The organism is Methylobacterium sp. WCS2018Hpa-22 (assembly GCF_031843785.1).
Lineage (GTDB): Bacteria > Pseudomonadota > Alphaproteobacteria > Rhizobiales > Beijerinckiaceae > Methylobacterium.
The window spans coordinates 20,750-27,125 of sequence record NZ_JAVTJA010000030.1; the positions used below are offsets into that span (position 1 = coordinate 20,750).

Annotated in this window: 7 protein-coding genes; 2 read left to right on the forward strand and 5 right to left on the reverse strand. The window is 64.7% G+C overall.

The features are described from left to right. Nucleotides 1-67: 67 nt before the first annotated feature. The 5 genes from RQI43_RS24065 to RQI43_RS24085 form a co-directional block, all read right to left on the reverse strand. Nucleotides 68-802, reverse strand: coding sequence for a CpaD family pilus assembly protein (locus RQI43_RS24065; RefSeq protein WP_311276841.1), 735 nt, complete (start codon nt 800-802; stop codon nt 68-70). A gap of 74 nt (nt 803-876) precedes the next feature. Further along, nucleotides 877-2,355, reverse strand: coding sequence for a type II and III secretion system protein family protein (locus tag RQI43_RS24070; protein ID WP_405030695.1), 1,479 nt, complete (start codon nt 2,353-2,355; stop codon nt 877-879). Between the two features lie 34 nt (nt 2,356-2,389). Beyond that, nucleotides 2,390-3,193, reverse strand: coding sequence for a Flp pilus assembly protein CpaB (gene cpaB, locus RQI43_RS24075; protein WP_056432727.1), 804 nt, complete (start codon nt 3,191-3,193; stop codon nt 2,390-2,392). A gap of 195 nt (nt 3,194-3,388) precedes the next feature. Then, entirely contained in the window at nt 3,389-3,895 is a 507-nt protein-coding gene (locus RQI43_RS24080) for a prepilin peptidase (protein WP_311276843.1), read from the reverse strand. Between the two features lie 264 nt (nt 3,896-4,159). Then, complete coding sequence (locus RQI43_RS24085; RefSeq protein ID WP_311276844.1) at nt 4,160-4,327, reverse strand: Flp family type IVb pilin; 168 nt, start codon at nt 4,325-4,327, stop codon at nt 4,160-4,162. A 434-nt stretch (nt 4,328-4,761) separates the two neighbouring features. On the opposite strand from RQI43_RS24085, the gene RQI43_RS24090 reads away from it, so the two are divergent. Together RQI43_RS24090 and RQI43_RS24095 are read left to right on the forward strand one after the other, a co-directional pair. After that, nucleotides 4,762-5,271 (forward strand): pilus assembly protein N-terminal domain-containing protein, encoded by a 510-nt coding sequence (locus RQI43_RS24090; RefSeq protein WP_311276845.1) that lies wholly within the window; start codon nt 4,762-4,764, stop codon nt 5,269-5,271. A 258-nt stretch (nt 5,272-5,529) separates the two neighbouring features. Continuing rightward, the gene (locus RQI43_RS24095; RefSeq protein ID WP_056432735.1) at nt 5,530-6,225 is read left to right on the forward strand and encodes a 50S ribosomal protein L25/general stress protein Ctc; all 696 of its coding nucleotides are present in this window, start codon (nt 5,530-5,532) and stop codon (nt 6,223-6,225) included. The last annotated feature ends 151 nt before the right edge of the window (nt 6,226-6,376 follow it).

Genomic DNA, 6,376 nt, shown 5'->3' on the forward strand with positions numbered 1-6,376 from the left:
GCGGGGTCCGGTCTCTGGTTGGAAACGAAGGCCGAAGCTCTGTCGAACGACGGAAGGGGAGCGTCGATCAGTTATCGATGGCTGCCTTCACCGACGTCTTCCCATCCTGGCGCCATATGGTTGACGGATCCTTGCCCTCGCGCAGTTTGTTGATGTCCATAGTGCGCTGGACCGCGTCGATGCGCCCCTCCGGGCGTCCGCGCACGAGGTCCACCGGATCGGCGACCTGGCTCGCGACATTGGACTGCATGGCGCAGCCGAGGTTCCAATGCGTCTCGTTGCGCGCGGAGAAGGCAGGGCTTCCGGCCCCGAGATCCTGGGGCCACAGGCCGCATTGGTTGCCGACCTTCGCCTCCAGGCGCCGGAAGCTGAGGCGCAGGGGCGAGGCGAGGAATGGGTCCGCGACCGCGTAGCCGGTGACCACCATCTGCCCTCCGCCGACACCGTTCTCTGCACCCAGCCTGCGGATACCGGCACCGGTCCGCTCCACGGCTGCGCCGAGCGACGGCGAGACGCCGCGCGGCATGTCGAGGATCACGGTGCCGCGCCCGTAGCGGCGGAATTCCAGCAGGAAGGCCTCGATATCGGCGCGCTGTCGCGGATCGATATGACCGGTACCGGTGACGAAGACATCGAGCGAGCGCGTGTCGTCGGCGAGCACGATGGGATGACGGGCCCGGTAATCGGCGGGATAGAGCGAACCGGTGGTCTCGGCGCGGTCGGCGCGGCAGGCACCCAAAGTCGCGGCCAGGGCGATCGAGGCGAGCACGGCGAGGGGGGAGCGGAACGGGATGAGTGACATGGGGGTCGGGTCCTGATGGGGCCGGGGCCGCTTCGTCCTGCAATGTCGTGGCTGCGCGGATCTCGCACGGGGCGTCAGTCGGTGATGAAGCCGACGCGTCCGCGATACGTGGCGCCGAGCGGCGCGGTGCGAGCCGAACCGTAGACCCGGTTCAAGCGTCCGAGCAGGATCCCCTGGCCGTCCTGGGCATCGATGAAGCCGTCATCCGGCCGCGCCACCTGCTTCGCCTCCATCGCCTTAGCGATGTAGGGCGTCACCATGATCATGAGTTCGGTTTCCTGGCGCTGGTAGTCGCGCGAACGGAACAGGGCTCCGAGGATGGGCAGGTTCACGAGGCCGGGCAGACCGCCGACGGAGGCCTTGTTGCGTTGCTGGATCAGGCCGGCGGTCATCATGGTTCCGCCGGAGGCGAGCTCCACCGTGGTCTCGGTCTTGCGCAAGGTGAAACCGGGCACCGAGACCGTGGAATCGCCCTGGGTGAAGGTGAAGGAGTTCGTCTGGTCGATCTCGGAGACCTCCGTCGCGACGCGCACGGAGATGCGGTTCTCGGCCATCACCACCGGCGTGAAGTTCAGGGTCACGCCATAGGTCTTGAACGTGATGCCGGTGGTGCAGACGCCGCCGGTGCAGTTCTGGGTGGCGGGCACGGGAAGCTCGCCGCCGGCCGTGAACTTGGCGGATTCCCCCGAAATGGCGGTGAGCGTCGGCTCCGCGAGAATGCGCGAGACGCCGGCCTGCTCGAAGGCGCGCAAGGTCGCCGAGACGCTCGCCCCGCCGCCTGCGTTGATCGTCGCCCTGATCTCGTTCCCGTTCGGGAATTGCCCGCCATTGAGACCGAAGGGCGCGACGTTCGCGAGGTTGAATCCGGACCAGTTGCCGCTGAGATTGACGCCGAACTGCTTGAGTACCGTCCGTGCGACCTCGACCACGGTGACGCGGAGCATCACCTGATCCTTGCCCCGGATGGTGAGGTTGTTGATGACCGCGCCCTTCGCGCCAGGACCGCCGGCACCGCCGCCGGACTGACCAACGAAGGCAGTGGCGATGTCCATGGCCTGGGCCGCCTCCGCAGCGGAACCGACCGTGCCCGACAGGATCAGGGAATCCCCCGCGGTCCGGATGTCGAACCGCCCGCCAACGATGCTCTGGAGCAGGATCTGCCGCAGGGTTCCGAGCTTGAGGTCGCGCGCCACGGTGACGTCGAGGGCGGTGATCTGGCGGCCTTCGGCATCCATGATGAAGATCGAGGTCGCTCCGTCCTCCATGCCGATCACGAAGACCTTGCGGGTCGAGCGCACCACGGCGTTGGCCACTTTCGGATTGGCGACGAAGACCTCCTTGGCGTCGCGCGGCAGGTCGATCACGAGGGAGCGCCCGGTCGTCAGCTCGACGCGGCGCGAGGTGCCGGATTCATTGCCCCCGACATCGACGATCGGGGCGGGCGTGAAGCTGTCTCTCGGCGCCGCCACAGCGGGCGGGGCCGGGGATGTCAGCCCCACGAGGGCCGCGAACGCGGCCAGGCTGCCCACGCGGACGCGATGTCTCGTGGTCATCGAAGAATCCTTGAACATCGCGCGGTTCGGCATCTCAGCGACGCGGTTGTTGTCTGGCGACGCCGAAGCGCACGACGGTGATCGCGGAATCCTGCTGCGTCTCGGGTACGGCATCCACGGTTCGGCCGGCATCCACGAGGCTGCGCAGGGAGAGGGAGAGCTGTCCCACCTTCTGCGCCAGGGTGACGGTTTCGGCCTGGGACGGCGTCAAGGCGAGGGTCGCCGTCTCGCCGGTGACGACATTCGTCCCGTTTTTCTCCTGGACGATCTGGCCGACGGCGAGCACGCGGATGTCGGTGAGCAGGGTCTCGGAGATCTGCGCCTCGCCACCGCCGGAGCGCGAAGCATCCTCGTCCCGATAGGTGCGGATGACGTCGACATGGTCGTTGGGGAGGATGAAGCCGCCGGCCGAACTCGAGCCGCGCGTATCGGTGACGATGGCGACGGCACGCATGCCGGAGGGCAGGATCGCCGCCATGAAGCCGCCGTCGGACCGCGCGATTTTCTGCGGGCGGATCGGCTCGCCCGCGAGGAAGGCGCTGCGGGTGATCGAACCGATGATGGTTTCCATGGCGTTGGGCGACACAGAGCGCGTCATGTAGCCGACGGTGATTGCCTGGTCGGGCCAGGGCTGCCAACGCAGGTCGGCTGCCTGGATGTTCTGCCCCATCGGCAGGTCGGCGGCGGCAACCAGCACATCCGTGACCGGGAGCGGGGGAGGGGGCGCCTGGACCACCGGCTGGGCCGGGGGCGGTGCATCGCTGCCGCTCATCAGAAACGCGGCCCCGCCCCCGGCGGCGAGGGCGATGGCGAGAACGGCAAGGCGGGCTGGTTTCATCGCCGTGTTCGAACCTGACAGGACGGCCTCGTGCCGTCACCATCCCTTGTTCGACGGGATTCCTCAAATTACGGTTAACAAAAACTAACGATGGCCGAATGCGACTGTCCTGCGACAGGTCTGCTCTTGCTGAGGTCAGGACTTTCCAGGCTTCAGACCGGGCTCGGCAAGCTCACCCTGGACGTGCATCTTATATCACGATGCCATCATTCTTGCCCAGGTCATGGTCTCCGGGATCACGATCAGGGCGCCGAAGGAGAGGGCGATTCCGTAGGGCACGCCCGTCTTCGCATCGTGCAGGTGGAGGGCGAAGGGCAGACGGCCGAGCAGCGGCGGCAGCGGATGCGCCCGCGCCATCAGGATCGCCAGGGAGAGCGCACCCCCGGCGAGCGAGGCGACTGCCAGATACTCAAACAACCGGTCGAACCCGATCCATACCGCCGTTGCAGCGGCAAGCTTGGCATCGCCACCGCCGATTTTGCCCAAGGCGAAGAGGGTAAAAGTAACGACCAGCGTCACTGCCCCGGCACCGAGATGGTTCATGAGGTCCCATCCCCATAATCCCGTCGCGACCGCGAACAGAGCGAAGCCTGCCAGCAGGAGAAGGGACACCATGTTCGGGATCAGCATGGTCAACAGGTCGCGGACGGCCGCATAGGCCATCAGGAACGGAAACACGATCAGCAGCACGACGCTTGCCATGGGAACAGCCTCGATCTCGGCCGGAAAATACGCCCGGCGGGTTCCGGTGATCCGAAACCGGTCAGGTTGTTATTATTAGCAAAGTGAGTAAGGCCATGATCATGGACGGCGGAACCAACAACGCCGAAATAATACAAATGGCAGCGTCGGACGATCTAAAAAGACCGTCTGACGGCGCTATTACTGTACCAATGGACATCCGGTTAAAGCATGACCGGCACAGAATTCTGCAACGGATGACTTTATGGAGCCACTCAGCGTTACTTACTTGGCCAAACTCGACCCAACTTTATCGAAGGCGCCCGTAATGCTACCCGAAAGAGTGGTAAGCCCAGTAATGATAGCCACCGCGATGAGCGAGGCGATGAGGCCGTATTCGATGGCCGTAGCGCCGGATTCATCGGCGGCAAAACGCTTGAAGATGCTCGACATAACAGTATTTCCCGATTGGTTGTCTTGCCAAGTTGCCGTCGAACGTTGCCTTGTCTCGATCGGCGACTGAAAACAACATTGCCCGTTTTCTCTTGAGATTGGGTTAAATCGGCCATGCAAATAGCGTCGAGAACCCCTCGATTGTCTTTTGGTAAAAGGGAAATGAATGAAAAAGATGTGTTTTTACACATTCCGCGAAGAACAAACTCCGCTGCATCTCGTGAAAAATCTACTGCCATGACAGTCGCCATGGCGACATGATGCCAAATCATTTCGTCGAGACGGCACGGACCGATGCGTCGGGATTTGTGCCGAACGGCCTTAGCGCTTCGTTCACCACCACGTGCTTAACACTCGCCTGACGAAGAGAGGCTGGCCGTTCCGCATGGGGGCTCAGCCGGAAACGCGCGGGTTTAGCCGAGAGCATCAGAGCCATGGGCCACCGGTCACTGCCGACACCCTCGCGCCTGACGCGCCACGCTCGAGGGGTCGGAGTGGCTCTCTGCCTCGCCCTCGGCGCGGTGCCCGCCCTGGCGGAGACGGCCCCGGCCACCGTGGCGGTGAGCGTCGACAATGCCAAGGTCATTCGCCTGCCCGAGCGGACGCAGACGGTGATCGTCGGCAACCCGCTGGTGGCGGATGTGGCGCTCCAGCGGAACGGGATCGTCATCCTGACCGGCAAGAGCTTCGGCTCTACCAATCTCATCGCCCTCGACGCGTCCGGCACTATGCTCGCCGAATCCATCGTCAGCGTCCAAGCCGCTCAAGGCTCGATCGTCACGGTGCAGCGCGGACTGGACCGGGAATCCTATTCCTGCACCCCCAATTGCATGCCGTCGATGCAGCTCGGTGATGCGACGAAGTATTTCGGCGATGTCAGCGGGCAGGCCGATACCCGCCGCAACCTGGCCACGGGGGGGGGCGGGGGAGGCGGCCCGAAATAGGACGGGCGGCCGGAATTCGACGAGTCTGCTTCAGCACCGGTCGCGCGCCGGAGCAGATCGCAACGATGTCTTCCGATATGCGGGCGAAGGCCATCGAAGCGGAAACATTGCACTTCCGGTCACTTGCGGGTATGCACCACACGCGCCCGCCAGACACCCTTGGAGGCACGGGCGCGTCGTGGATCGGTGAGGGCCGTCCGTTTCGGGCGGCCTTTGGCGTTTCGCGGCTTTTTTCTGTTTTGTTTGAAGGATCACGCCATGAGCGCAGTAAAGCCGCTTGAGGCCGTGGCACGCGACCGGGTCGGCAAGGGGGCCGCCCGGGAAGTTCGTCGCCAGGGCAACGTTCCCGCCGTCATCTATGGTGGTGGCCAGGCTCCGCAATCCATCGCCATCGACCTCGTCCGCACCCGGACCTTGATCTATGCCGGCGGTTTCAAGACCACGCTGTTCGAGATCAATGCCGGTGGTCGCAAGACCCGCGCGATCCCGCGCGACTTCCAGCTCGATCCGGTGACCGGTGTGCCGCTGCATGTCGACTTCCTGCGTGTCGTCGCCGGCCAGAGCCTCACCGTCGAAGTGCCCGTGCACTTCATCAACGAGGATGAGGCCCCCGGCATCAAGAAGAATGGCGGCACCCTGAACGTCGTCCTGCACACGCTCTCGCTCGAAGTGCCCGCAGACGCGATCCCCGACGCGGTCGAGGTCGATCTCACCGGTCTCCAGATCGGCGATTCGATCCACATCGAAGCCGTGAAGCTGCCGGCCAACACGACCTTCACCGGTGAGGCCGAGGCCGTCGTCGCCAACGTCGTGCCGCCGACCGTGCTCGGCGCCGAGGTCGAGGCCGAAGAGGCCGCGATCGCCGAGGCGCAGTCGACCGAAGCTGCCGAAGAGAAGGCCGAGGCTGAGGCCGAAGAGGCCGCCGAGGCTGAAGAAGACAAGAAGGAGGATTGAGGCCCTGGGGCTTCGCGCCCCGGTCTCGTCTTCGTCCACGGGTGCTCCGGCCGCGAGGTCGGGGCACCTTTTCGTTTGACGTCGCCTCTTCGCCGTCCGTCCTTAGAGCTGCGCCCGCCCACGTTGGGTCGGGACACATCTCTAAGCCTCT